Below are 25306 nucleotides of genomic sequence, written 5' to 3' on the forward strand. Positions count from 1 at the left end.
CCAATCGGGTTGTCAAGACCTCTGGCACCGAGCCGCCCCGGTCAGTCCCCCTTGCCCCCGTCCCGTGCGATGTGAGCCGCGGCCTCGTGCATCGCCAGCTCCAGGAGGGTCGGGTCGGTGAGGGTGCCCGAGCCGTCGGGCGGCACCAGCCAGCGCACCCCACCGGTCGCCCGGCCCGGGTACGGCACCACGATCCAGGTGCCCGCGCCCGCCCCGCGCACCCCCGTGCCGAGCCATCGCGCGACGGTGCCCGGCGGCACGAAGAAGCCGATGCGCTCGTCGCCGAAGTCGGCGAGCACGGGACCCGGCCGGTCCACGAGCCGGGTCAGCACGTCGAGCGTGTGACCTCCGAGCTCGCCCGGCAGGATCAGTACGTCCCAGCGCCGGCCGGCCGGGAGGAGGGCGACCCCGAGGGGGTTCCGCTCCCACTCCCACCGGCAGGCGTCGGGATCCGGCGCCACCGACGCCAGCCATTCCACCGCGGTCTTCGACCCCGAGGCAGTCATTGCGTCCTCCGTCCGGTCCCACTCCACTGGGCACAGCCAGTGCGTCCACGGGCGAGAGGGCCGACGGGCCGGGCTATGACGCGACTTCGGGCACCTCATCGTAGTGAACTGGGTCACACCACGAACGAAAGAAGTGCGCCCCCGGCGTGACCGGGGGCGCACGGAACGATCAAGCACTCACACCGCGTCAGCTGTCGAAGCCGAGGCCGACCCGGTCCATCGCCTTGAGCCACAGGTTGCGCCGGCCGCCGTTCTCGTCGGCTCGCGCAAGCGACCACTTGGTGATGCCGATGCCCGCCCACGCCACCGGCTCCGGCGGGAAGGGCAGCGGCTTGGTACGCACCATTTCCAGCTCGGTGCGCTCGGTGCGCTCGCCCGCCAGGAGGTCGAGCATCACCTCGGCGCCGAACCGGGTCGCCCCGACCCCGAGGCCCGTGTATCCGGCGGCGTACGCGACCCGGCCGGCGTGGGCGGTGCCGAAGAACGCCGAGAAGCGCGAGCAGGTGTCGATCGCGCCGCCCCAGGCGTGGCTGAAGCGCAGCCCCTCCAGCTGCGGGAAGCAGTGGAAGAACTGCTCGGCGAGCTTGGCGTAGGTCTCGGGCCGGTCGTCGTACTCGGTGCGCACCTTCCCGCCGTACTGGTAGATCGCGTCGTAGCCGCCCCACAGGATGCGGTTGTCGGCGGAGAGCCGGAAGTAGTGGAACTGGTTGGCCGAGTCCCCGAGCCCCTGGCGCCGGTGCCAGCCGATGGAGGCGAGCTGGGCGGCGTTCAGCGGCTCGGTCATCAGCGCGTAGTCGTACACCGGCACCGTGTACGGCCGAAGGCGCTTGACCAGCGAGGGGAACACATTGGTGCCGAGCGCCACGTGCTCCGCGCGGATCTTGCCGTACGGGGTGCGCACGCCCATGCCGGTGCCGACCCGGGCCAGCGAGAGGCCCGGGGTGTGCTCGTAGATCCGTACGCCGAGATCGAGGCAGCCCTGCTTCAGGCCCCAGGCGAGCTTCGCCGGGTGGAGCATGGCGACGCCGTCGCGGTCCCAGAGCCCGCCGAGGAAGGTGGGCGAGTCGACCTCGGCCCGCAGCGCCTCCTCGTCGAGGAGTTCGAGCCCGCCGAAGCCGAGGTTCGTCGCCTCCTCGTACATCTCGTGCAGCTCTTCGAGCTGGTGGGGCTCGGTGGCGACGTCGATCTCGCCGGTCCGCTCGAAATCGCAGTCGATCTTGTAGCGGGCGACGGCGGCCTCGATGGCGTCGAGGTTCGCAGCTCCCAGCTCTTCGAGCCGGGCCAGCTCGTCCGGCCAGCGGGCGAGCCCGTTGCCGAGGCCGTGGGTGAGGGAGGCGGCGCAGAAGCCGCCGTTGCGGCCGGAGGCGGCCCAGCCGATCTCCTTGCCCTCGATGAGGACGACGTCGCGGCCGGGCTCGCGCTCCTTGGCGACGAGCGCGGTCCACAGCCCGCTGTAGCCGCCGCCGACGACGAGCAGACCGCACTTCTCGTCGCCGGTGAGGGCGGGCAGCGCCTCGGGGCGGCCGGGGTCCTCCAGCCAGAAGGGGACGGGCTTCGCGCCCGCCAGGGACTGTCGTGCTGCACTCTTCATGGCTCGGGTCACGGCCATGATTCCAACTCCCTCAGGAACTGCGTTCGGTTACGCTTTCGCGCTGTTCTTGCGCCGGTTCGCAATGAATTGTCCGGCGGTGACCACCACGACGGCAATGATGAACATGGCCGTCCCGATGACGTTGATCTGCACGGGCGTGCCGCGCTGCGCCGAGCCCCAGACGAACATGGGGAAGGTCACGGTGGAGCCCGCGTTGAAGTTGGTGATGATGAAGTCGTCGAAGGACAGCGCGAAGGCGAGCAGGGCGCCCGCCGCGATGCCCGGCGACGCGATCGGCAGCGTCACCCGCAGGAACGTCTGCACGGGACCGGCGTAGAGATCGCGCGCGGCCTCTTCGAGCCTCGGGTCCATGGACATCACACGGGCCTTGACGGCGGTGACGACGAAGCTGAGGCAGAACATGATGTGGGCGATGAGGATCGTCCAGAAGCCCAGCTGCGCGCCCATGTTGAGGAAGAGCGTGAGCAGGGACGCGGCCATCACGACCTCGGGCATCGCCATCGGCAGGAAGATCAGCGAGTTGATCGCGCCGCGCGCCCGGAACCGGTAACGGACCAGGGCGAACGCGATCATCGCGCCGAGTACGGTCGAGCCGATCGTCGCCCAGAGGGCGATCTGGAGCGACAGCGAGAGCGAGCCGCACATGTCGGCGACCCCGCAGGGGTCCTGCCAGGCATCGGTCGAGAACCGCGTCCAGGAGTAGTTGAAGCGCCCGTTCGGCTTGTTGAACGAGAACACCATCACGACGACGTTGGGCAGGATCAGATACGCGAGCGTCGCGAGCCCCGCGATGACCACGAGGTTGCGGCGCAGCCACTTGAGAACGGGCATCAGACCAGGTCCTCCGTCCCGGCTCGGCGGATGTAGACGGTGACCATGACCAGGACGATCGCCATCAGGATGAAGGAGAGGGCGGCGGCCGTCGGATAGTCGAGAACCCGCAGGAACTGCGACTGGATGACGTTGCCGACCATCTTCTGGTCGGTGGAGCCGAGCAGTTCGGCGTTCACGTAGTCGCCGCTGGCCGGGATGAAGGTGAGCAGGGTGCCGGAGACGACGCCGGGCATCGACAGCGGGAACGTCACCTTGCGGAAGGTGGTGGCGGGCGTCGCGTACAGGTCGCCGGCCGCCTCGTGCAGCCGGGAGTCGATGCGCTCCAGGGAGGTGTAGAGCGGCAGGATCATGAACGGCAGGAAGTTGTACGTGAGTCCGCACACCACCGCCATGGGCGTGGCCAGGACCCGGTTGCCCTCGGTCCAGCCCAGCCAGCTGGTGACGTCCAGGACGTGCAGCGAGCTCAGCGCGTGCACCACCGGTCCGCCGTCGGCCAGGATCGTCTTCCAGGCCAGCGTGCGGATCAGGAAGCTGGTGAAGAACGGCGCGATGACCAGGACCAGGACGATGTTGCGCCAGCGGCCCGCCTTGAAGGCGATCAGATAGGCCAGCGGATAGCCGAGCAGCAGACACAGCAGGGTCGCGGTTCCCGCGTAGAGCAGGGAGCGGACGAACTGCGGGTAGTACTCCTTGAAGGCGTCCCAGTACGTCTGGAAGTGCCAGGTGACCTGGAAGCCCTTCTCGAGTGAGCCTGTCTGTACGGAAGTCGAGGCCTGGTACACCATCGGCAGCGCGAAGAACACGATCAGCCAGAGGATGCCGGGCAGCAGCAGCCAGTACGGGACGAGGCGCTTGCGGGTGGAGCCCTTGCGCACCGGGAGGTCGCCTTGTTGAGAAGGGGCCGCTTCGGCCAGGGCGGTCACGCGGCGTCCTCGACCTTCTCGACGCCCGCGTCGATGGCCTGCGCCGCGTCGAGGCCGAAGGTGTGCGCCGGGTTCCAGTGCAGGACGACCTCGGCGCCGGGGAGGAGTCCCGCGCGCCGGTCGACGTTCTGCTCGTACACGGAAAGGCCGTTGCCCGCCGGGGAGTCCACCATGTACTGGGTGGAGACGCCGATGAAGGACGAGTCGACGATGCGGCCGCTCACGCGGTTGCGGCCCTCCGCGATCGTGCCCTCGTCGTCGCGGTGGACGAGCGAGATCTTCTCGGGGCGTACGCCGACGAGGAGCTTGCCGCCGCTGCTCGTGGGGGCCGAACATCGGCCGCCGGGCAGCCTCAGCTTGGCGCCGCCGGCGGTGACCACGAGGTCGTCGCCGCTCGATTCGGCGACCTCGGCTTCGATGAGGTTGGAGGTGCCGAGGAAGTTCGCGACGAACGTGGTCTTCGGGTTCTCGTACAGGTCGGCCGGGGCGCCGAGCTGTTCGACACGGCCGCCGTTCATCACCGCGACCGTGTCGGCCATCGTCATGGCCTCCTCCTGGTCGTGGGTGACGTGCACGAAGGTGATGCCGACCTCGGTCTGGATGCGCTTGAGCTCCAGCTGCATCTGGCGGCGCAGCTTGAGGTCGAGGGCGCCGAGCGGCTCGTCGAGGAGCAGCACCTGGGGGTGGTTGATCAGCGCGCGGGCGACGGCGACGCGCTGCTGCTGGCCACCGGAGAGCTGGTGCGGCTTGCGGTGCGCGAAGTCGCCGAGCTGCACGAGCTCCAGCATGTCGTCGACCTGCTTCTTCACCGACTTGATGCCCCGGCGGCGCAGCCCGAAGGCGATGTTCTCCGAGACGTTCAGGTGCGGGAAGAGGGCGTACGACTGGAAGACGGTGTTCACCGGCCGCTTGTACGGCGGCAGGTCGGTGACGTCCTTGTCGCCGAGGAAGACCGTGCCCGTGGTCGGCTCCTCAAGCCCGGCGATCATGCGGAGCGTGGTGGTCTTGCCGCAGCCGGACGCGCCGAGCAGGGCGAAGAACGAGCCCTCGGGGACGGTCAGTTCGAGCGGGTGGACGGCGGTGAAGGAGCCGTACGTCTTGCTGATCCCGGTGAGGCGGACGTCGCCGCCGGCGGTGCTGTCTGTCATGGGTGGGGTCCCAGGGTGTTGAGAGGGAAGGGGGACTCTGATCAGGGGGTGGGCGGCTCAGGATCCGATGAGCTTGGAGAACTTCTGCTCGTACGCCGTCTCCTCGGCCTCGCTGAGCGAGCGGAAGGCGTGGGACTTCGCGGTCATCGCCCGGTCCGGCAGGATGAGCTCGTTCTGCGCGAGCGCCGGGTCGATCTTGGCGAGTTCGTCGCGGACCCCGTCGACCGGGCACTGGTAGTTGATGAACGCGGCGAGCTTGGCGGCCACCGGGAGCTCGTAGTAGTAGTCGATCAGCTTCTCGGCGTTGCTCTGGTGCCGGGCCTTCGCCGGGACGAGCAGGTTGTCGCTGGAGGTCATGTAACCGGCCGCCGGGATCGCGTACTTGATGTCCGGGTTGTCGGAGCGCAGCTGGGTGACGTCGCCGCCCCAGGCGATACAGGCAGCGAGGTCGCCCTTCACCAGGTCGCCGGTGTAGTCGTTGCCGGTGAAGCGGCGGATCTGCTTGGTGTCGACGCCCTTCTGGAGTCGTCCGATCGCGGCGTCGAAGTCGGCGTCGGTGAACTTCGCCGGGTCCTTGCCGAGGTCGAGCAGGGTCATGCCGATGGTGTCGCGCATCTCGGAGAGGAAGCCGACCCGGCCCTTGAGGCTCGGGTCGTCGAGCAGCTGGGTGACGGAGTCGACCTTCTTGCCGCCGGTCGCCTTGGCGTTGTACGCGATGACGGTCGGGATGCCGGTCCACGGGTAGGAGTAGGCGCGGCCCGGATCCCAGTCGGGCATCCGGAACTGGGGCGCCAGATTGGCGTACGCATGCGGCAGATGGGCGGGGTCGAGCTGCTGCGCCCAGCCGAGCCGGATGAGCCGGGCGGCGAGCCAGTCGGTGAGGACGACGAGGTCACGGCCGGTGTCCTGGCCGGCCGCGAGCTGCGGCTTGATCTTGCCGAAGAACTCGACGTTGTCGTTGATGTCCTCGGTGTACTTGACCTGGATCCCGGTGCGGCGGGTGAACTCGTCCAGCGTCGGATGGTGCTTCTTGTCGTCGCTGATGTCCATGTACTGCGTCCAGTTGGAGAAGTTGATCTGCTTCTCCCGGTCGGAGTGGTCCGCGTTGGACGGTCCGGCGCCGTTCTCCTTCTTGGCCGCCGGGATGCCGCACGCGCTCAGGCCGGCCAGACCGCCGACGGTGAGCGCGCCGACGCCCGAGGCGCGCAGCAGGGAACGGCGGGTCAGGGCGCCCCGGCCGTTGGTCATGCTGCGCCGGATGGCGGCCAGTTGGGCCGCCGACAGGGTGTCCGGCTCGTACTGCTCCATGCCTTTATGCCCTTTCGGGTGGGTTCGGTGGCCTGGTCGGGCCGCCTCTGCTATCGGTCCCCGAAGATCGTGCGGTGCCAGTCCTTCCTGGCGACCGCTGTGTTGTCGTACATCACATGCTTGACCTGCGTGTACTCCTCGAAGGAATACGCCGACATGTCCTTTCCGTAGCCACTCGCCTTGTAGCCGCCGTGCGGCATCTCGCTGATGATCGGAATGTGGTCGTTGATCCACACGCAGCCCGCCTTGATCTCGCGGGTGGCCCGGCCGGTGCGGTACACGTCGCGGCTCCAGGCGGAGGCCGCGAGTCCGTAGGGGGTGTCGTTGGCGAGCGCGATGCCCTCGTCGTCGGTGTCGAAGGGCAGCACCACCAGGACCGGGCCGAAGATCTCGGCCTGGACGACCTCGCTGTCCTGGGGCGCGTCGGCGACGAGGGTGGGCCGGTAGTAGGCGCCGTCGTTCTTGGGGGCTTCGCCGCCGGTGACGATGCGGGCATAGGCCCTGGCGCGTTCGACGAATCCGGCGACGCGGTCGCGGTGGACGTGCGAGATCAGCGGGCCGAGGTCGGTGCCCTCGCTGAACGGGTCGCCGATCCGGACGGTCTCCATGAGGGCCGCGGTCTGCTCGACGAAGGCCTCGTACAGGGGACGCTGGACGTAGGCGCGGGTGGCGGCGGTGCAGTCCTGGCCCGAGTTGATGAGGGATGCGGCGACCGCGCCGTGCACGGCGGCCTCCAGGTCCGCGTCGTCGAAGACCACGAAGGGGGCCTTGCCGCCGAGTTCGAGGTGGAGCCGCTTGACGGTCCTGGTGGCGATCTCGGCGACCCGCTTGCCGACCCCGGTCGAGCCGGTGAAGGAGGTCATCACGACGTCCCCGTGCCCGACCAGGTGCTCGCCCGCGTCCTTTCCGGCGCCGCTGACGATGTTGACGACACCGTCCGGAATGCCGGCCTCCTTGGCGGCCTCGGCGAACAGGAGCGAGGTCAGCGGGGTGGTCTCGGCGGGCTTGAGGACGATGGTGTTGCCCGCCGCGATCGCCGGGAGGATCTTCCAGGCGGCCATCTGGAGCGGGTAGTTCCAGGGCGCGATGGACCCGACGACCCCGATGGGCTCACGGCGTACGTACGAGGTGTGGTCCCCCGAGTACTCCCCGGCCGACCTGCCTTCCAGGTGCCGGGCCGCGCCCGCGAAGAACGCGGTGTTGTCGACGGTGCCGGGCACGTCGAACTCGCGGCTCAGCTTGATCGGCTTGCCGCACTGGAGGGACTCGGCCTGCGCGAACTCCTCGGCACGCTCGGCGAGGACCTCCGCGAGGCGGTGCAGGGCGTCCGAGCGCTCGCCGGGGGTGGCTCCGGACCAGCCGGGGAAGGCGTCCCTGGCCGCGGCGACCGCCGCGTCGACATCGGCGGGACCCGCGAGCTCGTAGTCGTACACCGTCTCCCCCGTCGCCGGGTCGACGACCGCCTGGCGGCGTCCGGAGGTGCCGGGGCGCAGCCGCCCGCCGATGTGCTGGGCACCGGCCGCGAAGCGGTCCCGCGCCGGGAAGCGGGGTTGTGCCGGGGTGCGATTGCCGTTGCCGCTGTCGGTGTCCATGTCGCCCACGTTCTTCGTAGCTTCAGCTCGATTTGAGTGACGATCCTGGCAGAGGCACATCTGGCCAACAAGTGATTCCGTTGTTGCCTTTTGGTTACGCGACGGAATCTGTCGACCATGTGTCGTGTCGGGGCGGTCATGGCCCGACGTAGTGTCAGTGGCGCCTGCCAGACTCGCGTGCATGGAAGAAATCACGGGGGACCGCACACCGCTCGACCAGCTGATCGCGCAGGTCAAAAAGGGTGACCGGATCAAGTATCTGCATTTCTGGGGACACCGGCCCCAGCGTGACGGCTCGCTCGGCCCGAGCTGTTTCAGCCAGTGGTGGCCGTCACGCTTCGTGGTCGACGGTGTCGAGTACGCGACGGCCGAGCACTGGATGATGGCGTCGAAGGCCCGGCTGTTCGGCGACCCGGAGGCGGAGCGCGCCGCGCTCACGGCGGCGAACCCGGCGCTGGCCAAGAAGGCCGGTCGCCTGGTGCGCGGCTTCGACGAGGCGGTGTGGCGGCGGGAGCGGTACGGGATAGTCCTGGCCGGCAGCCTGCACAAGTTCGGCCAGGACGAGGCGCTGCGGGCCTACTTGCTCGGCACCGGGAACCGGGTGCTCGTCGAGGCGAGCCCGCTGGACCGGATCTGGGGCATCGGCCTGGCGGCGGACGCGCCGGAGGCGGACGACCCCGCGCGGTGGCGTGGCCTGAACCTGCTGGGCTTCGCGCTGACGGAGGCGCGGGAGCGGCTGCGCTGACGTCCTGCGCACCTGATCCCGCTCCGGTGAAGGGGGCCGCGGTGGGCGCCCTTCACCGGAGCGCGGTGCCTGAGACGTTCCTCAGCGGCCGGACACGGACGTCGACAGGGAGTTCGAGTAGTAGTCGTCGTCGTAGCGGGAATGGTCCATCGAGTTGGCCACGATCACCAGGGTGAGTATCGCGGCGCCCAGCACCATGCCGACGATGCCCGTGATGATGCCCGCCAAGGCCTGGCCCCGGTTGTTGGCCTCACCGCGGCGGGCCTTGCCCTTGCCGAGCAGTCCGAAGATCAGCGCGAGCGCGCCGAGCACGATGCCGGCGACACCGACGGTGCACAGCATGAGCACACACGCGGCGATGCCGAGCACCATCGCGGCGATGCCGAACCCGTTCTGCGGGGTGGGCATCCCGGTCCAGCCGGGGTAGCCGTAGGCGGGCTGGCCCGCGCCCGGGTATGCGGGGTAGGCCTGGGCGGGCTGCTGCGGGTAGCTGGGGTAGCCGTAGCTTCCGGGCACCGCCTGGCCGGGCGGCGCGGGCGGCGGCGTCGGGCCGCCGAAGCCGGGGGCGGAAGCCTGCTGTCCAGGCACCTGCTGTGCGGGCGCACCCGGGAAGGGACCCTGGGGCGGGACAGCGCCGGGGGCTCCCTGCGCCGGGGCAGCGCTCTGGCCGTCGGCACCCGGCATCGAGATGACCGTCTGCTGGTCGTGCACCGGCGGCTTGTCCAGCGGGACCTTGTGCTCCGGCGGCGCCCAGGGGTCGCGGGGCTCCTGGCCTCCCGACGGCTGCTGGGTGTTGTCTGACATGGGCCTCCCCCATCGTGGTTCCGTCATGCTACGGCCCCGGGTCCAGGGCGGGACCGCCCGGCCTACCATGATCCCCGACGTCCGGAGGCCGTTCGCCGCCGACCGCGCGAGGACCCTCGCGGCAGACCCATGGAGGACCCCATGACCGACCTGCACCCCTTCATCGCGGGGCTGCCCAAGGCCGAGCTCCACGTGCACCACGTCGGCTCCGCCTCGCCGCGCATCGTGGCCGAACTGGCCGCCCGCCACGCGGACTCGAAGGTTCCCACCGACCCCGAGGCGCTCGCCGACTACTTCACGTTCACGGACTTCGCGCACTTCATCGAGGTCTATCTCTCGGTCGTCGACCTGATCCGCACCCCGGAGGATGTGCGCCTTCTCACCTATGAGGTGGCCCGGGACATGGCCCGGCAGAACATCCGCTACGCCGAGCTGACCATCACGCCGTTCTCCTCCACCCGCCGCGGCATCGACGAGCACGCGTTCATGGACGCGATCGAGGACGCCCGCAAGGCAGCCGAGACCGAGTTCGGCACGGTCCTTCGCTGGTGCTTCGACATTCCGGGCGAGGCCGGCCTGGAGGCCGCCGCCGAGACGACCCGGCTCGCCACCGAGGACGGGGTGCGCCCCGAGGGCCTGGTCTCCTTCGGCCTGGGCGGCCCCGAGATCGGGGTGCCCCGGCCGCAGTTCAAGCCGTACTTCGACCGCGCCATCGCCGCAGGCCTCCACTCCGTACCGCACTCGGGAGAGTCCACCGGGCCGCAGTCGATCTGGGACGCGCTGATCGAGCTGCGCGCCGAGCGCATCGGCCACGGTACGAGCGCCACCCAGGACCCGGCGCTCCTCAAGCACCTCGCCGACCACCGGATCGCCCTGGAGGTCTGCCCGACGTCCAACCTGGCGACCCGGGTGGTGCCCGACCTGGACCGGCACCCCGTCAAGGAGATGGTGGCCGCGGGCGTGCCCGTCACGATCAACAGCGACGACCCGCCGATGTTCGGCAGCGACCTCAACAACGAGTACGCGGTCGCCGCCCGCCTTCTCGACCTGGACGAGCGGGGCCTCGCGGACCTCGCCAAGAACGCCGTCGAGGCGTCCTTCCTGGACCCGGCGGGCAAGACCCGGCTGGCCGGCGAGATCGACGACTACACGGCGAAGTGGCTGGCCCGCTGACCTCCTCGGACCCGGCGCCGGCTGGCTGACCCCGGCGCCGCTCAGGACAATGGCCCCATGCGCACCGTGACAGCCGTGGCCCACCGCGGCGACCCGTACCGCGTCCGCGAGAACACGCTCCCCTCCATCGCCTCGGCCCTGGAGCGGGGCGCGGACGCGGTCGAGATCGACGTCCGCACGACCCGGGACGGCGTGCCCGTGCTGCTGCACGACGAGACGCTGAAGCGGCTGTGGGACTTCGACCGCCCGGTGGCCGAGCTGCCGTACGAGGAGGTGCGGGAGGTGACCGGCGGCGGGGTCCCCACCCTGCGCCAGGCGCTGATCGCGGTCGGCGCGCACCGGGTGATGCTCGATCTGCCGGGCGCCACCGAGGAGTCGGTGCGCAAGGTGGTGAACACGGTCCGCGAGTGCGGTGCGGGCGAGCGCGTCTACTACTGCGCGGGGCCGGTCACCATGCTGCGGGTACGCGCCTCCGACCCGAACGCCGAGATCGCGCTGACCTGGACGAAGCCCGCCCCGCCCCGGCCCGCGCTGATCGACGCCATCAGGCCGCACTGGCTCAACTACCGCTTCGGGATTGTCGGTCCGGAGCTGGTGGAGCGGGTCCACCGGGACGGGATGCTCGTCTCGGCGTGGACCGCGGACACCGCGCGCACCCAGCGCCGGCTCATCGCGCACGGGGTGGATTCGATCACCACCAACCGCGTGGACGCACTGCACGGCATCCTGTCCGGGCGGTGAACGGCCGCGTTTCGAAGGGGGACACGGGGTGGGTACGGAACGCCTGGCGGCACGGCTGCGGGCGGCGAACGGCTGGGCGGTCGACATCGGGCTCGCCCTGCTGGTGCAGGTGGCGATGTCGATCCCGTTCGTCGTGGAGCGGCCCGACGGGCTGCGCCCGGCCACCTGGGCGGACTACGCCCTGACCTCGCTGGCCGTGCTGCCCCTGGTGTGGCGGCGCCGCGCCCCGGTCGCGGTGACGCTCGCGGTCCTGGCGGCGGGAGCCGTGTACAAGCTGACCCTGGACGGGCCGGGCCAGCCGCTGCCCTACCCGGGGCTCGTCGCCCTCTACTCGGTGGCCGCGCTGTCCCCGGTGCGCCAACGGATCTCCGTCGCCGTCCTTGTCGCGGTGCTCATCGCGCCCTCGGTGGCACTCAACACCCAGGACGCCAAGGAGTTGATGTTCTCCTTCTTCGTCTTCGGTGCCGCGTATGCGCTCGGCCGGCTGACCCACACCCGGCAGGCCTACACCGCGGCCGTCGAGGACCGCGCGGCGCAGCTGGAGCGGGCCAACCGCATCGAGGCCGAGCAGGCCGCGGCGCGCGAACGGGCCCGGATCGCCCGGGAGATGCACGACATCCTCTCCCACGCCGTCAGCATCATGATCGTGCAGGCGGAGGCGGGCCCGGTCGCGGTGCGCGCGGCGCCCGCACGGGCGGAGGCGGCGTTCGAGGCGATCTCGGAGACGGGCCGGGACGCGATGGTGCAGCTGCGCCGGATGCTGGGAGTGCTCCGGCAGGAGACCGCCCCGGATGCCCCGCGTGAGCCGCAGCCGGGCATGGCAGCGCTGCCCGCGCTGGTCGAGCGGGTCTCCCTGGGCGGCGGCCCCTCGGTCGCGTACGAGACGAAAGGCGCGGCCCGCCCGCTCCCCCCGGCCGCCGGGACGACCGTGTACCGGATCGTGCAGGAGGCCCTGACGAACGCGGTGAAGCACGCGGCGGCTTCGGCCATTGCCGTACAACTCTCCTACTCCGCAAGGGAGTTGACCATCACGGTCCGGGACGACGGAGGCGGCCCCGGCACCGCACCCGCTCCCGGCGCCACGCCGGGCCCCGGTACCGGGCACGGCCTGATCGGCATCCGGGAACGGGCGGCGGCACACGGCGGCACGGCATCGGCGGGCCCGGGCCCGGACGGCCGGGGCTTCGAGGTCAGGGCCGTCATCCCGCTGCCTCCCACCCCCTCGACAGCCTCCTCGGCGGAGGTGGGGGGATGACGATCCGTGTGGTGGTGGCCGACGACCAGGAACTGGTGCGCAGCGGTTTCGCCCTGATCCTGGACGTGCAGCCGGACATCGAGGTGGTCGCGGAGGTGGGAGACGGCGCCGGGGCCGTCGACGCCGTACGCCGGCTGGCGCCCGACGTGGCACTGCTCGACATCCGCATGCCGCACCTGGACGGCATCGAGGCCTGCCGTGCGATCAGCGCGGCGAGCGCCTGTCGCACGGTGATGCTGACCACCTTCGACTCGGACGAGTACGTGTACGAGGCGCTGCACGCCGGGGCGAGCGGCTTCCTCCTCAAGGACGTCCGGCGGGACGATCTGGTGCACGCGGTACGAGTGGTCGCGGCCGGGGAGGCGCTGCTCGCACCCTCGGTGGCACGGCGGTTGATCGCCGAGTACACATCGAGGCCCGCGGCCCCTGCCCCCTCCGCTCGCCTCGACGCGCTGACCGCCCGCGAACGCGAAACCCTGCTGCTGCTCGGCCGGGGCCTGTCCAACGCCGAGATCGCGGCCGAACTGACGGTCTCCGAGCACACGGTGAAGACGCACGTGGGCAACGTGCTGGCGAAGCTGGGCCTGCGCGACCGCGTCCAGGCGGTGATCTGCGCGTACGAGACGGGCCTGATCTCGGCGGGGGCTGCGTCCTGAGCGCTTGAGCGGCGCCGCCGTGCGAGGGGCACCTCCCCCGCCGGGGGGACGGTTGCGCACCCGGCTCCCCCGCACGGGCGAGGAGTCGCGGCCGTGAGAACCCCCCGCCACGGCGATCCGCGCCGACCCCGTGATCAGCAGGATGGAATCCATCGGCACAACCCCACCTGATCACGGAGACCCACCATGAACACCCGCCCCCGTATCCGCACCGCGCTCATGGCCACCACCCTGGTCCTGGGGATATCGGCGGGCCCGGCCCTCGCCGCCTCCCCGGCACCTGCCCCGGGCCGGGCCGCCGCCGACCGGACCGCCGGCACCCTCGACACCGCCGCCCTGCGCGCAGCCATCGCGGGCGCCGGGAAGCCAGGGGCCGACGCGACCGCCGCGCTGGTGAGAATCGGCGGCACCGACGGCAGCTGGCTCGGCAGCGCGGGGGTGCACGATCTGGCGAGCGGCACCCCGGCGGACCCGGACGCGCGGTTCCGGGCGGGGTCGGTCACCAAGGTCTTCACCGCGGCCATGGTGCTGCAACTCGCGGGCGAGGGCCGAGTCGACCTGAACCGCCCGGCGCGCGCCTACCTGCCCGACCTGATCCCCGCCGCATACAGCACGGTGACAGTCCGTCAGCTTCTGAACCACACCAGCGGCATCCCCTCCGTCGGCTCGCCCGACGACTCCCTGGAATACCTGTACGCGCACCGCTTCGAGAGCAGCCACCCGGCGGACGTCGTGCGTGCGGCGACCGGGCAGAAGCGGGACTTCCCGCCGGGCACGATGCAGCATTACGACAACATCGGCTACACGGTGGCCGGTCTCCTGATCGAGCGGGTCACGGGCGACACGTACGCCCATCAGCTCGCCACCCGCATCCTGCGGCCACTGCACCTCACCAACACCTATGTGCCCGGCGCCGATCCCGCCGTCCGCGGCCCGCACAACCACGGCTACCAGGTGTTCACGAAGCCGGACGGCTCGACCGAGCTGCGGGACGTGACGGTGTGGGGCGCCGGGGACACCTTCGCGGCGGGCGATCTGATCTCGACCACGGCCGACCTGGAGCGCTTCACGCGCGCCCTGTTCACCGGCCAGGTGGTGCGCGGCCCGCAGCTGAAGGAGATGTTCACCCTGCCCGGCGCGTCGGTGCGCGACATGAAGACGGGCAAGCCGGCCGCGTACAGCGCGGGTCTGTCGACGATGCGGCTCGGCGGTCACGACGTGTGGGGCAAGACGGGTGGGCGCTGGGGCTACAACTCGGTGATCGCGGCGACGGTGTCGCCCACCGGGGCGCTCTCGCGGACCCTGGTCTACAGCGTCAACTCCACGGACGCGAAGGGCTCGGACATGAACCCCACGGCCATGCACGTCATGATCGCCGCCTTCGGCGCCCCGGACCGCGCCTGACCGCCCGCCTCACACCGCGACCGGCACCGCCACCGGTTCCCCCGCCCCCATCGCCTCCAGCGCCTTGATCTTGCGCCGCACCACGTACAGCGGGATCACGCCGAACACCCCGAAGGACATGTCGATCACCGACCACCAGAAGGGAATCCCCCTGACGGGCCCGCAGATCAGCGCGAGCGGGACGATCCCCGCACAGGCGATCATCCCGAACTCGACGACCCAGACATTGCGGACGGGATCACGCAGCGGCCCGTAGAAGGCGACCGCGATGACGAGGTGGGCGAAGGCCAGCCAGTCCGTCCCGTACAGCAGGAACGGGTACGCGGCATCCGCCGAATCAAGCCCGTCCCGCACCCGGTCGATCCAGGCACCGAGCCCCGGCAGCCAGTCGCCCAGGGGCGTGTTCCGCACCAGGGACTGCGCCCAGTGCAGTTCATGGACCAGGGGAAAGGCCGTCAGCCCGCTCAGCACGAGGCAGACGATGAAGACGACCAACCACACGCGGGTACGCCGCAACAGGGCGTTTCGCTCGCTCATGATCGCAAGCGTACGCCCCTGTTGAACGTGTTCAAAACTAGGGTCGCCCCACTACAGCCCCACGATCGCGTTCCACCGCTTCGCGAACTCCACCCGTTCCTCCGACGTGATGTCACGGGCGATCGCGAGCCGCTTGCGCATCGCGTCGTCGGGGAAGATCAGCGGGTCCTCGGCGAGTTCGGCCTCGTCCTTGTCCTTGGAGGAGGCGAGGACGTCGCGGGCGGCGGGGACCGGGCAGACGTAGTTGACCGAGGCGGCCAGTTCGGCGGCCACCTCGGGGTCGTAGTAGTAGTCGACCAGGGCCTCCGCGTTCGCCTTGTGGCGGGCCAGGTTGGGGATCATCATCGACTCGGCCCAGAGCTCCGCGCCCTCCTCGGGCACCACGAACTCGATGTCGGGGTTGTCCGCCTTCAGCTGGAACACATCGCCGCTGTAGGCCTGGCAGGCGAGGACGTCGCCCTTGTTGAGGTCGCTGGTGTAGTCGTTGCCGGTGAAGCGGCGGATCTGCTTCTTGGCGACCAGCTTCTCGACCTGGTCGCACATCCGGTGGAAGTCGGCCGCGGTCCACTTCGTGATGTCGACGCCGTTGCCCTGCATCAGGAGCGCGAAGGACTCGTCGAGCCCGGAGAACAGCGTCACCTTGCCCGCGAGCCGCGGGTCCCACAGGTCGCTGACGTGCTGGATCTCGCGGCCGAGCTTCTTCTTGTTGTACGCGATGCCGGTGATCCCGGACTGCCACGGGACGCTGTGCAGGCGCCCGTTGTCGAAGGCGGGGGTGCGCAGCTGGGGGTCGAGGTAGCGGGTGACGTTGGGCTGTCTGGCGCGGTCCATCTCCTGCACCCAGCCGAGCCGAACGAAGCGGGCCGCCATCCAGTCGCTGATCACCATCAGGTCCCGGCCCGTCTCCTGGTGGTTCATCAGGGCCGGGCTGATCTTCCCGAAGAACTCGTCGTTGTCGTTGATCTCCTCGGTGTATGTGACGGAGATCCCGGTGCTCTGGGTGAAGGCGTCCAGGGTGGGGCGCCTGGAGGCGTCGTTGTCGTCGACGTCTATGTAGAGCGGCCAGTTCGCGAAGGTGAGGGACTTGTCGGCCGCCGAGCGGTCGCGCCCGGCCCGGTCGCCCGGTTCGACGTACGCCGCGGGGACCCCGCAGCCGGCCAGCGCGGCAAGGGCTGCGCCGCCGCCGAGAGCGCGAAGGAGTCTGCGGCGGGAGAACGGGCTGGTGGCGGGGATCGCGGTCGGTCGCATTCCGGCAGGATGCCCGCCCCGCCGAGCGGGTTCAATGGACGCTGCGTACAGCCGTACGCCCCAGGCCAGACACCCTGTCGGGGGCGCGTGAACACGCAGAAGGGGCAGGGGATCAACTCCCCCGCCCCTTCCGCGCGTTCAGGCCGTGGTTCAGCCCTCGATGGACGTCATCACGTGCTTGATGCGGGTGTAGTCCTCGAAGCCGTACGCCGAGAGGTCCTTGCCGTAGCCGGACTTCTTGAAGCCGCCGTGCGGCATCTCGGCGACCAGCGGGATGTGGGTGTTGATCCACACGCAGCCGAAGTCGAGGTTCTTGGACATGCGCATGGCGCGGGCGTGGTCCTTGGTCCACACCGAGGAGGCGAGCGCGTACTCGACGCCGTTCGCGTACTCCAGGGCCTGGGCCTCGTCGGTGAAGGACTGGACGGTGATGACCGGCCCGAACACCTCGTTCTGGATGATCTCGTCGTCCTGCTTGAGGCCCGAGACGACGGTCGGGGCGTAGAAGTAGCCCTGCTCGCCGACCCGGTGGCCGCCCGCCTCGACCTTGGCGTGCGCGGGGAGGCGGTCGATGAAGCCCGAGACCTGCTTGAGCTGGTTGGCGTTGTTGAGCGGGCCGAACAGGACGTCCGCGTCGTCCGGCTGCCCGGTCTTGGTGTCGGAGGCGGCCTTGGCGAGCGCGGTCACGAAGTCGTCGTGGATCGACTCGTGGACGAGCACGCGGGTCGCGGCCGTGCAGTCCTGGCCGGCGTTGAAGTAGCCGGCGACCGCGATGTCCTCGACGGCCTTGGCGATGTCGGCGTCCTCGAAGACGACGACCGGGGCCTTGCCGCCGAGCTCCAGGTGGACGCGCTTGACGTCCTTGGAGGCGGACTCGGCGACCTGCATGCCGGCCCGTACGGAACCGGTGATGGAGGCCATCGCCGGGGTCTTGTGCTCGACCATCGCGCGGCCGGTGTCGCGGTCGCCGCAGATGACGTTGAAGACGCCCTTGGGGACGATCGCGCCGATGATCTCGGCGATCAGCACGGTCGAGGCCGGGGTGGTGTCCGACGGCTTGAGGACGACGGTGTTGCCCGCGGCGAGTGCCGGGGCGAACTTCCAGACGGCCATCATCATCGGGTAGTTCCACGGCGCGACCTGCGCGCAGACGCCGACCGGCTCACGGCGGACGATCGAGGTCATGCCCTCCATGTACTCGCCGGCGCTGCGGCCTTCGAGCAGCCGGGCCGCGCCCGCGAAGAAGCGGATCTGGTCCACCATGGGCGGCACTTCTTCGGTGCGGGTGAGCTCGATCGGCTTGCCGGTGTTCTCCGACTCGGCGGCGATCAGCTCCTCGGCGCGCTCCTCGAAGGCGTCCGCGATCTTGAGCAGGACCTTCTGGCGCTCGGCGGGGGTGGTGTCGCGCCAGGCCGGGAACGCCGCGGCGGCGGCCGCCATGGCGGCGTCCACGTCGTCCTGGCCGGAGAGCGGCGAGGTCGCGTAGGCCTGGCCCGTGGCCGGGTTGACCACCTCGATGGTCCGCCCGTCGGCAGCATCGCGGAACTCTCCGTCGATGTAGTTGCGCAAACGACGCAGTTCGGTGGTCACTTCGCTGGCCTCCCGGTCCGATGTCCGATGGGTGAGACAGCCCACCCTAGTCGGTGAGGTGACGCTTTCGACAGACCTGACGCCCGGGAACTTCGGATTCAGTTCCCGGGAGGTCACAGAACAACGAATTTCATCGCTCTGGGGTTGCGGGACGGACGAGTCGGGGTGCACAGTGGCTCCGTGGCCAGCCGAAGCACAGAACCCAGGATCGGGAACGGTCCCTCCCGTCTCCCGACCACCGCCCCTCAAGGAGACGCTGCGCGTCGCACCAATGGGACGTCGATCGATGCCGTCTCCCTGGCGATCATCGAGCAGCTCCAGGAGGACGGGCGCCGCCCGTACGCCGCGATCGGCAAGGCCGTCGGCCTGTCGGAGGCGGCCGTGCGCCAGCGGGTCCAGAAACTTCTGGACCAGGGCGTGATGCAGATCGTCGCCGTGACCGACCCGCTCACCGTGGGGTTCCGGCGCCAGGCGATGGTCGGCATCCGCGTCGAGGGCGACCTCGACCCCGTGGCGGAGGCACTGACGGCCATGGCCGAGTGCGAGTACGTGGTGATGACCGCGGGCTCCTTCGACCTGATGGTGGAGGTCGTCTGCGAGGACGACGACCACCTTCTCGAAGTGATCAACAAGAGGATCCGCGCGCTCCCCGGCGTGCGCTCCACCGAGAGCTTCGTCTATCTCAAGCTGAAGAAGCAGACCTATATGTGGGGAACCCGATAGCCGTGAGCAAGGACCTCAGCCAGACCGCCTACGACCACCTGTGGATGCACTTCACCCGCATGTCGTCGTACGAGAACGCGCCCGTTCCCACCATCGTCCGTGGCGAGGGCACCTACATCTACGACGACAAGGGCAAGAAGTACCTGGACGGCCTGTCGGGCCTGTTCGTCGTCAACGCCGGCCACGGCCGTCACGAGCTCGCCGAGACCGCCTACAAGCAGGCGCAGGAACTGGCCTTCTTCCCGGTCTGGTCCTACGCCCACCCCAAGGCCGTCGAGCTCGCCGAGCGCCTCGCGAACTACGCGCCGGGCGACCTCAACAAGGTCTTCTTCACCACCGGTGGCGGCGAGGCCGTCGAGACCGCGTGGAAGCTGGCGAAGCAGTACCACAAGCTCACCGGCAACCACACGAAGTACAAGGTCATCTCGCGTGCGGTCGCCTACCACGGCACCCCGCAGGGCGCCCTGTCCATCACCGGTCTGCCCGCCCTGAAGGCGCCCTTCGAGCCGCTGGTCCCCGGCGCGCACAAGGTGCCCAACACCAACATCTACCGCGCCCCGATCCACGGCGACGACCCCGAGGCCTTCGGCCGCTGGGCCGCCGACCAGATCGAGCAGGAGATCCTCTTCGAGGGCCCCGACACCGTGGCCGCCGTCTTCCTGGAGCCGGTGCAGAACGCGGGCGGCTGCTTCCCGCCGCCGCCCGGCTACTTCCAGCGCGTGCGCGAGATCTGCGACAAGTACGACGTGCTGCTCGTCTCCGACGAGGTCATCTGCGCCTTCGGCCGCCTGGGCACGATGTTCGCCTGCGACAAGTTCGGCTACGTCCCGGACATGATCACCTGCGCCAAGGGCATGACCTCGGGCTACTCCCCGATCGGCGCCTGCATCGTCTCCGACAAGATCGCCGAGCCGTTCTACAAGGGCGACAACACCTTCCTGCACGGATACACCTTCGGCGGCCACCCGGTCTCCGCCGCGGTGGGCCTGGCCAACCTCGACATCTTCGAGAAGGAGGGTCTCAACCAGCACGTGCTCGACAACGAGGGCGCCTTCTTCGACACCCTCAAGAAGCTGCACGACCTGCCGATCGTCGGCGACGTCCGCGGCAACGGCTTCTTCTACGGCATCGAGCTCGTGAAGGACAAGGCCACCAAGGAGACCTTCAACGACGAGGAGACCGAGCGCGTCCTGTACGGCTTCCTGTCGAAGGCGCTCTACGACAACGGCCTGTACTGCCGGGCCGACGACCGCGGCGACCCGGTCGTCCAGCTCGCCCCGCCGCTGATCTCCGACCAGGGCACCTTCGACGAGATCGAGGGCGTCCTGCGCGAGGTCCTGACGGAGGCCTGGACCAAGCTGTAGGTCCGTACGCCGTCCGCACCGGCCCGGTTGCGCCCATCGAGTGAGATGGGCGGGACCGGGCCGCGTGCTGTCCGGACAGCCACGCCCCACTCCCTAGCGTGCCCAGTGACCGATCGGCCCTGCCTTCGTTCCCCCGTACGGGGAGCAGGAATTCTGATCTGAACCGAGGTATGCACCATGGTGGCTCCGCCGGACAACGACGTGTTGTGGGCGCGTTCCCTGCACCATTCCCACGGCGGCTCGCCCGCCCTGACCGGCGTCAGCGTCGGGGTCCGCGAGGGCGAGATCCTGGCCATCGGCGGCCCGCGCGGCAGCGGCAAGACGACCCTGCTGCGCTGTCTGTCGGGCTCCCTCGTGCCGAACGAGGGCGAGGTGTGGTTCAACAGCGGGCCGGTGCACACCCTGGGCGCCGTCGCCCGCGAGCAGCTGCGGCGCGACCGGTTCGGCTGGATCGACCCGGAGCCCGCCCTGGTGCCCGAGCTGAACGCGTGGGAGAACGCGGCCCTGCCCCTGCTGTTGCGCGGCATCGGGCACCGCGCCGCGAAGAAGGCCGCCCTGGAGTGGCTGGAGCGGCTCGACATCGACATGTGCGCCAAGAAACGCCCGCACGCCCTGCTCCAGGCACAGCGCCAGCGCGTGGTGATCGCCCGCGCCCTGGTCACCGAGCCCGCCGTGCTGTTCGCCGACGAGCCGACCGCGACCCTGCACCGCACCGACCGGGCGCAGGTGTTGCGCACCCTGCTCACCGCGGCCCGCTCACACCGGATCACCACGGTCCTCGCCACCCACGACACCGACGTCGCGGGGCTCGCCGACCGCACGGTGGTCCTCATCGACGGCTGCCGGGTCAACTCCATTGGAAACAAAGGCACTTCGGATGCGGAGGGTGTCGCGGCGTGCTCGCTCTCCGTCTAGCCCGCGGCACCCATCCCCTGGTCCTGCTGCGCCGTCTGCTGGTGTCCGCCGCGTCCGCCGGGGTCGGCTTCCTCCTGCTGTGCACGCTCGGGTACGCGGTCGGCCATCCCGGCGCCTCGGTGCTGCGGCTGCTGTGGTGCGCGGTTCCGCTGGCGGCCACGGCGCACTTCGCGGTCGCGGTCGCCCGCACCGACCCGAGCACCCGGCCGCGCGCGGGGCTCTCGGCGGTGGGCCTGGGCCCGGCCCGGCTCGCCGCGATCGCGGCGGTGTCCACGGCGGTGTCGTGCACGCTGGGCTCGGCGGTGGCGCTCCTGGTCTACCTCCACCTGCGCGGCGACATCACCGGGCTCCCCTTCGACGGGGAGGCCGCCGGGCTGCTCGCCGCGGACCAGCCGATGCCGCTGGCGGGCGCCCTGACCCTGCTCGCCATCCTGCCGGTCACCGCGTCGGTGGCGGCCGGCCTCGCACTGCGCCCGCGCACCCTGCGCCCCGGCGACGTGAGCGACCCGGTGCACCCCGAGGAGCCCGTGCCGGCGCCGAGCGGGCTGCCGTGGGGCTTCGCGCTCGTCGCGGCGGGCCTCGCGTTCCAGACGTACGTGAACCGGGGCCGGCCGGGTTCCGCGCTCCCGATGCCGGGTCACCCGGAGGGCAGCCCGGCCGGGGTGCTCGGCGGCTGGGCGCTGACCGCGATCGGCCTCGCGCTGGCGGGTCCGGCGCTGGCCCACTTCAGCGGGCGGCTGCTCCAGCTGGCCCGCCCGGGTGCGGCCCGCCTCCTCGCGGGCCGGGTCCTGATGGCGGAGGCCCGTCGCATCGGGCGGCCGCTGGGGGTGGTGTGCGCGGTGGCCTCCGGGGGGATCGCGGCGGCCACGCTGTACGGGTACCGGGCCGGGCCGCACCCCTTCGGCCCGCTGACCGGGCTCGGCGCGGCCCTGGTGATCAGCTGCCCGGTGGCCACGCTGCTGACCGCGGCGCTGGAATCCCGCCACGCCCGCGCCGAGACGACCCAGGCGCTCGTGGAGCTCGGCACCCCTGCGGCGCTGCTCCGGGCCGCCGCGTCGTTGCGGGCCCTGGCCCTGCTGGTGGTCTTCACCCCGCTGACGGTGGCCATCGCCGAGCTGGCGGCCCTGCCGCTGCGGTAGCGGGACGGACACCGCCGGGGCTCCGCCGAACCTCACACACCCAGAGCCTCACGGCCCCCGGGGCCCGCACCCCCGACGCCCCCTCACCCCACCGGCGTGAGCTCCTTCGCCGGGGCGGGGCCCTCCACCCCGTGCGCGTCCGGCGAGCCGAACCACGCCACCGCCACCGCCCCGGCCACCGCCAGGACAAACCCCAGGACGGCCATCCACGCCAGGCCCGCCCGGGACGCGTCCCCCAGCCACAGCACCCCGATCGCCCCCGGCAGCACCGTCTCGCCGACCACCAGCGCCGCCGTCGCCCCGTTCACCGAGCCGATCTGCAGGGCCACCGTGTGCAGGTACATGCCGCCGACACCGGCCACGAGGATCGCGTACAGCGCCGGGTCGCCGAGGAGGGCGCCGGCGTCGAAGGGGTCGATGCCGTTCAGGACGCGGACGCCGACGCCGAGCGCACCGAAGCCCAGGCCGGACAGGAGGCCCGCCAGGATCGCGGCCCGGGCGCCCAGAAGACGTACCACCACCGTGCCTCCGGCCATCAGCACCAGGGCAACTGCCAGGAGCCACCAGTGTGTCGACATCTCCGTGTGCCCGCTGCCCTCGTGGCCCGCCGCCGTCGCGAGCAGGACCAGGGCCGAGCAGACCACGCCGATCGACGTCCACTCCGCGCGGCTCAGGCGGATGCCCAGGAGCTTCACGCTGAGGACCGCCGTGATGACCAGGTTCGCGCTGATCACCGTCTGGGAGAGGAAGAGGGGGAGCAGACGGGCCGCCAGCGCGCCGAGGCCGAACCCGACGAAGTCGAGAATGGTCCCGACTATGAACTCCCAGGTCGTCGCCGCCTTCGCGGTGGAGGAGAGGCTGGGTCCGCCGTGCTGCGTCCGGTCGCTCGCGGCAGCGTCGCGGCGGGCGGACTTGCGGGACCCGACGGCTTGCAGGACCGAGCCCGTGCCGTAACAGACCGAGGCGGCGATGGCGGTCAGCAGACCGAGCAGCACGAGTGACTCCGTTCCTGGCGGGGGCAACCCGTTCGCCCCACTCCGCTTTACCAGACGTTTACCGCCCCTTGAGAGTTGCCTGGGGAGGCGAACCTCTTGCACCGCCCACCTCCGGTGCTATATTTAACGCACTGGTTAATTAACGAGGTGGTTAAGCAGCATGGCGGATGCGACCGACCGGCTCAGCGTCGTCTTCGCCGCCCTGGCCGACCCCACGCGCCGCGCGATCCTCGCCCGGCTCGCGGAGGGGGAGGCCACGGTCGGCGAGCTCGCCGAGCCGTTCGAGATGAGCCTCCCGGCCGTCTCCCGGCACCTGAAGGTGCTGGAAAAGGCCGGTCTGATCACCCGCGGCCGCTCCGCCCAGTGGCGGCCCTGCCGACTCGATGCGGCGCCCCTCGCGGACGCCACCGACTGGCTGGAGCGCTACCGGCGGTTCTGGGAAGGCAGCTTCGACGCTCTCGCGGAACACCTGCGGGAGCTCCAGAAAGGACAGAGGAACGATGAGTGAGAACGTGAGCGACGGCATCGAGATCACCCGCGTCTTCGACGCGCCCCGCGCCCTGGTCTTCCGGGCCTGGACCACCCCCGAGCACTTCGCCGCCTGGTACGGCGGCGCGGCCGAGATCCCGCTCGACCGGATCTCCCTGGACGTGCGCCCCGGCGGTGCCTGGAGTCTCGTCATGCTCGTCCCCGGCCACGGCGAGATGCCGTTCGGCGGCGTCTACAAGGAGGTCGTCGAACCGGAGCGGCTCGTCTTCACGCTCAAGGACGCGTCCGCGCCCGCCGGTATCGAGGGCGAGATCGTCACCGTCACCTTCGCCGACCACGGCGACAAGACCGAGATGGTCTTCACCCAGCGCGGCGGCAACCTCACGGCCGAGCAGTACGAGCAGGCCAAGGGCGGCTGGGCACACTTCTTCGACACCCTCGCCGGCCACCTCGCCGAGCGCTAGCGGGACATGCGGGCCAGCGCCTCGGGGGCCTCGGACACCGAGTCGACCAGGGCGATCCGGCCCGCCATCGGCCGGTCCTCGGCCAGCGCTTCGAGCAGCGGCCAGGTGGGCAGGCGCTCGGTCCAGTGCGCACGGTCGACCAGGACCATCGGCGTCGGGGTGCCCCGCGACTCGTAGTAGTTCGGCGTCGCGTTGTCGAAGATCTCCTGTACGGTGCCGGCCGCGCCCGGCAGGAAGACGACCCCAGCGTTGGAGCGGGCGAGCAGGCCGTCCTCGCGGGTGGCGTTGGCGAAGTACTTGGCGATCGCGCCCGCGAAGGCGTTCGGCGGCTCGTGGCCGTAGAACCAGGTCGGGATGCCCACGGAGGCGCCGCCGCGCGGCCACTTCGCACGGACCTCGAAGGCGGCGCGCGCCCATGCCGACACGGACGGCCTGAACGACGGCTCCTCGGCGAGGAGTTCGAGGGCCGAGCCCAGCATCGCGTCCTCGAAGGGCGCCGCGTACGCGCCCAGGTTCGCGGCCTCCATCGCGCCCGGGCCGCCGCCCGTCGCCACGGTGAACCCGGCGCGGGCCAGCGTGCGCCCGAGCACCGCCGCACCCTCGTACTCGGCCGTGCCGCGGCCCATCGCATGGCCGCCCATCACGCCCACCACCCGTGCCCCGACGAGCAGCTCGTCCAGGGCGTCGGAGATCGCGTCGTCGTGGATGGAGCGCAGCATCGAGGAGAAGATGTCGCCGTCCGCCTTGGTCCGCTGGAACCAGGCGTACGAGAGCGCGTCCGGGGTCCGCTCGTAGCCCGCGCCGAGCCCTTCGAAGAGCTCGGCGGGGGAGTAGAGCGTGCCTCGGTAAGGGTCGAAGGGCAGGTGCGGGACGGGCGGGAAGACGAGGGCGCCGTCGGCCCTGACCTTGGCGGCCGCGTCCGGCTCCATGGCGCAGCCGAGGAATACGGCGCCGGCGGTGTCGGTGCGCAGCAGCACGGGCGTGCGGGTCGTCAGGTCCACCGACTGCACCCTGAACCCGGCCAGCGTGGCGTGCGCCGCCGCCGCGTCGAACTCGGCGAGCGATTCGATCTCGGTGTCGCTCCCTGCGGGAAACCCGGCTTCTTGGTCGGCCACGCCGCCCATGCTAGGCGCTGCCCGCA

Annotated in this window: 25 protein-coding genes; 12 read left to right on the forward strand and 13 right to left on the reverse strand. The window is 70.7% G+C overall.

Features of this window, described 5'->3' with window-relative positions; all coding sequences use genetic code 11:
• Positions 1–41 precede the first annotated feature (41 nt).
• The 7 genes from ABD346_RS37255 to ABD346_RS37285 form a co-directional block, all read right to left on the reverse strand.
• Positions 42–506, reverse strand: coding sequence for a hypothetical protein (locus tag ABD346_RS37255; protein WP_344380753.1), 465 nt, complete (start codon positions 504–506; stop codon positions 42–44).
• A 187-nt stretch (positions 507–693) separates the two neighbouring features.
• The gene (locus tag ABD346_RS37260; protein WP_344380754.1) at positions 694–2115 is read right to left on the reverse strand and encodes an NAD(P)/FAD-dependent oxidoreductase; all 1422 of its coding nucleotides are present in this window, start codon (positions 2113–2115) and stop codon (positions 694–696) included.
• 30 nt (positions 2116–2145) lie between these two features.
• Complete coding sequence (locus tag ABD346_RS37265; RefSeq protein WP_344380755.1) at positions 2146–2949, reverse strand: ABC transporter permease; 804 nt, start codon at positions 2947–2949, stop codon at positions 2146–2148.
• On the reverse strand, positions 2949–3875 hold the full coding sequence (locus tag ABD346_RS37270; RefSeq protein ID WP_381227564.1) for an ABC transporter permease: 927 nt from the start codon (positions 3873–3875) through the stop codon (positions 2949–2951). Before ABD346_RS37270 ends, ABD346_RS37265 begins: the two co-directional genes overlap by 1 nt.
• The gene (locus ABD346_RS37275) at positions 3872–5023 is read right to left on the reverse strand and encodes an ABC transporter ATP-binding protein (protein WP_344380756.1); all 1152 of its coding nucleotides are present in this window, start codon (positions 5021–5023) and stop codon (positions 3872–3874) included. Before ABD346_RS37275 ends, ABD346_RS37270 begins: the two co-directional genes overlap by 4 nt.
• Before the next feature lie 57 nt (positions 5024–5080).
• On the reverse strand, positions 5081–6331 hold the full coding sequence (locus ABD346_RS37280; protein ID WP_344380757.1) for a polyamine ABC transporter substrate-binding protein: 1251 nt from the start codon (positions 6329–6331) through the stop codon (positions 5081–5083).
• A gap of 50 nt (positions 6332–6381) precedes the next feature.
• Positions 6382–7923 (reverse strand): gamma-aminobutyraldehyde dehydrogenase, encoded by a 1542-nt coding sequence (locus tag ABD346_RS37285; protein WP_344380758.1) that lies wholly within the window; start codon positions 7921–7923, stop codon positions 6382–6384.
• A gap of 181 nt (positions 7924–8104) precedes the next feature.
• Between ABD346_RS37285 and ybiA the strand changes: the two genes are divergently transcribed.
• Positions 8105–8668 (forward strand): riboflavin biosynthesis intermediates N-glycosidase, encoded by a 564-nt coding sequence (gene ybiA, locus ABD346_RS37290; RefSeq protein WP_344380759.1) that lies wholly within the window; start codon positions 8105–8107, stop codon positions 8666–8668.
• Positions 8669–8749: 81 nt separating this feature from the next.
• Here the strand turns inward: ybiA and ABD346_RS37295 are convergent, their stop codons facing one another.
• Positions 8750–9472 carry a DUF4190 domain-containing protein gene (locus ABD346_RS37295; protein ID WP_344380760.1) on the reverse strand — a complete coding sequence of 241 codons (723 nt, stop codon included), beginning with the start codon at positions 9470–9472 and terminating at the stop codon, positions 8750–8752.
• 129 nt (positions 9473–9601) lie between these two features.
• Between ABD346_RS37295 and ABD346_RS37300 the strand changes: the two genes are divergently transcribed.
• The 5 genes from ABD346_RS37300 to ABD346_RS37320 all read left to right on the forward strand — a co-directional run bounded on the left by ABD346_RS37300 (position 9602) and on the right by ABD346_RS37320 (position 14701).
• Positions 9602–10645, forward strand: coding sequence for an adenosine deaminase (locus ABD346_RS37300; protein WP_381227568.1), 1044 nt, complete (start codon positions 9602–9604; stop codon positions 10643–10645).
• A 57-nt stretch (positions 10646–10702) separates the two neighbouring features.
• Complete coding sequence (locus ABD346_RS37305) at positions 10703–11386, forward strand: glycerophosphodiester phosphodiesterase (RefSeq protein WP_344380762.1); 684 nt, start codon at positions 10703–10705, stop codon at positions 11384–11386.
• Positions 11387–11414: 28 nt separating this feature from the next.
• Positions 11415–12641 carry a sensor histidine kinase gene (locus tag ABD346_RS37310; RefSeq protein WP_425583055.1) on the forward strand — a complete coding sequence of 409 codons (1227 nt, stop codon included), beginning with the start codon at positions 11415–11417 and terminating at the stop codon, positions 12639–12641.
• A complete protein-coding gene (locus tag ABD346_RS37315; protein WP_344380763.1) occupies positions 12638–13297 on the forward strand; it encodes a response regulator in 660 nt (219 codons plus the stop codon). The genes ABD346_RS37310 and ABD346_RS37315 overlap by 4 nt, the downstream gene beginning before the upstream one ends.
• 186 nt (positions 13298–13483) lie before the next feature.
• Positions 13484–14701 carry a serine hydrolase domain-containing protein gene (locus ABD346_RS37320; RefSeq protein ID WP_344380764.1) on the forward strand — a complete coding sequence of 406 codons (1218 nt, stop codon included), beginning with the start codon at positions 13484–13486 and terminating at the stop codon, positions 14699–14701.
• A 9-nt stretch (positions 14702–14710) separates the two neighbouring features.
• Here the strand turns inward: ABD346_RS37320 and ABD346_RS37325 are convergent, their stop codons facing one another.
• The 3 genes from ABD346_RS37325 to ABD346_RS37335 form a co-directional block, all read right to left on the reverse strand.
• The gene (locus ABD346_RS37325) at positions 14711–15238 is read right to left on the reverse strand and encodes a hypothetical protein (RefSeq protein ID WP_344380765.1); all 528 of its coding nucleotides are present in this window, start codon (positions 15236–15238) and stop codon (positions 14711–14713) included.
• Positions 15239–15289: 51 nt separating this feature from the next.
• A complete protein-coding gene (locus ABD346_RS37330; protein ID WP_344380766.1) occupies positions 15290–16486 on the reverse strand; it encodes a polyamine ABC transporter substrate-binding protein in 1197 nt (398 codons plus the stop codon).
• Between the two features lie 150 nt (positions 16487–16636).
• A complete protein-coding gene (locus ABD346_RS37335; protein WP_344380767.1) occupies positions 16637–18076 on the reverse strand; it encodes a gamma-aminobutyraldehyde dehydrogenase in 1440 nt (479 codons plus the stop codon).
• A gap of 180 nt (positions 18077–18256) precedes the next feature.
• Here ABD346_RS37335 and ABD346_RS37340 point away from each other — a divergent pair, with 180 nt between their 5' ends.
• The 4 genes from ABD346_RS37340 to ABD346_RS37355 all read left to right on the forward strand — a co-directional run bounded on the left by ABD346_RS37340 (position 18257) and on the right by ABD346_RS37355 (position 22217).
• A complete protein-coding gene (locus ABD346_RS37340; RefSeq protein WP_373301013.1) occupies positions 18257–18799 on the forward strand; it encodes an Lrp/AsnC family transcriptional regulator in 543 nt (180 codons plus the stop codon).
• The gene (locus tag ABD346_RS37345) at positions 18784–20163 is read left to right on the forward strand and encodes an aspartate aminotransferase family protein (protein WP_344380768.1); all 1380 of its coding nucleotides are present in this window, start codon (positions 18784–18786) and stop codon (positions 20161–20163) included. The genes ABD346_RS37340 and ABD346_RS37345 overlap by 16 nt, the downstream gene beginning before the upstream one ends.
• A gap of 177 nt (positions 20164–20340) precedes the next feature.
• Positions 20341–21078 carry an ABC transporter ATP-binding protein gene (locus ABD346_RS37350; protein WP_344380769.1) on the forward strand — a complete coding sequence of 246 codons (738 nt, stop codon included), beginning with the start codon at positions 20341–20343 and terminating at the stop codon, positions 21076–21078.
• A complete protein-coding gene (locus tag ABD346_RS37355) occupies positions 21060–22217 on the forward strand; it encodes a hypothetical protein (protein WP_344380770.1) in 1158 nt (385 codons plus the stop codon). Before ABD346_RS37350 ends, ABD346_RS37355 begins: the two co-directional genes overlap by 19 nt.
• An 83-nt stretch (positions 22218–22300) precedes the next feature.
• On the opposite strand, the gene ABD346_RS37360 is transcribed toward ABD346_RS37355, so the two are convergent.
• On the reverse strand, positions 22301–23212 hold the full coding sequence (locus ABD346_RS37360) for a DMT family protein (RefSeq protein WP_344380771.1): 912 nt from the start codon (positions 23210–23212) through the stop codon (positions 22301–22303).
• Positions 23213–23372: 160 nt separating this feature from the next.
• Here ABD346_RS37360 and ABD346_RS37365 point away from each other — a divergent pair, with 160 nt between their 5' ends.
• Positions 23373–23720 (forward strand): ArsR/SmtB family transcription factor, encoded by a 348-nt coding sequence (locus ABD346_RS37365; protein WP_344380772.1) that lies wholly within the window; start codon positions 23373–23375, stop codon positions 23718–23720.
• A complete protein-coding gene (locus tag ABD346_RS37370; RefSeq protein ID WP_344380773.1) occupies positions 23713–24165 on the forward strand; it encodes an SRPBCC family protein in 453 nt (150 codons plus the stop codon). Before ABD346_RS37365 ends, ABD346_RS37370 begins: the two co-directional genes overlap by 8 nt.
• Here the strand turns inward: ABD346_RS37370 and ABD346_RS37375 are convergent.
• Complete coding sequence (locus tag ABD346_RS37375) at positions 24162–25289, reverse strand: LOG family protein (protein ID WP_381227581.1); 1128 nt, start codon at positions 25287–25289, stop codon at positions 24162–24164. The two genes, ABD346_RS37370 and ABD346_RS37375, sit on opposite strands and share 4 nt — an antisense overlap.
• Positions 25290–25306: the final 17 nt, after the last annotated feature.

The sequence above is a fragment of the Streptomyces mauvecolor genome (assembly GCF_039532965.1).
Classification (GTDB): domain Bacteria; phylum Actinomycetota; class Actinomycetes; order Streptomycetales; family Streptomycetaceae; genus Streptomyces; species Streptomyces violascens.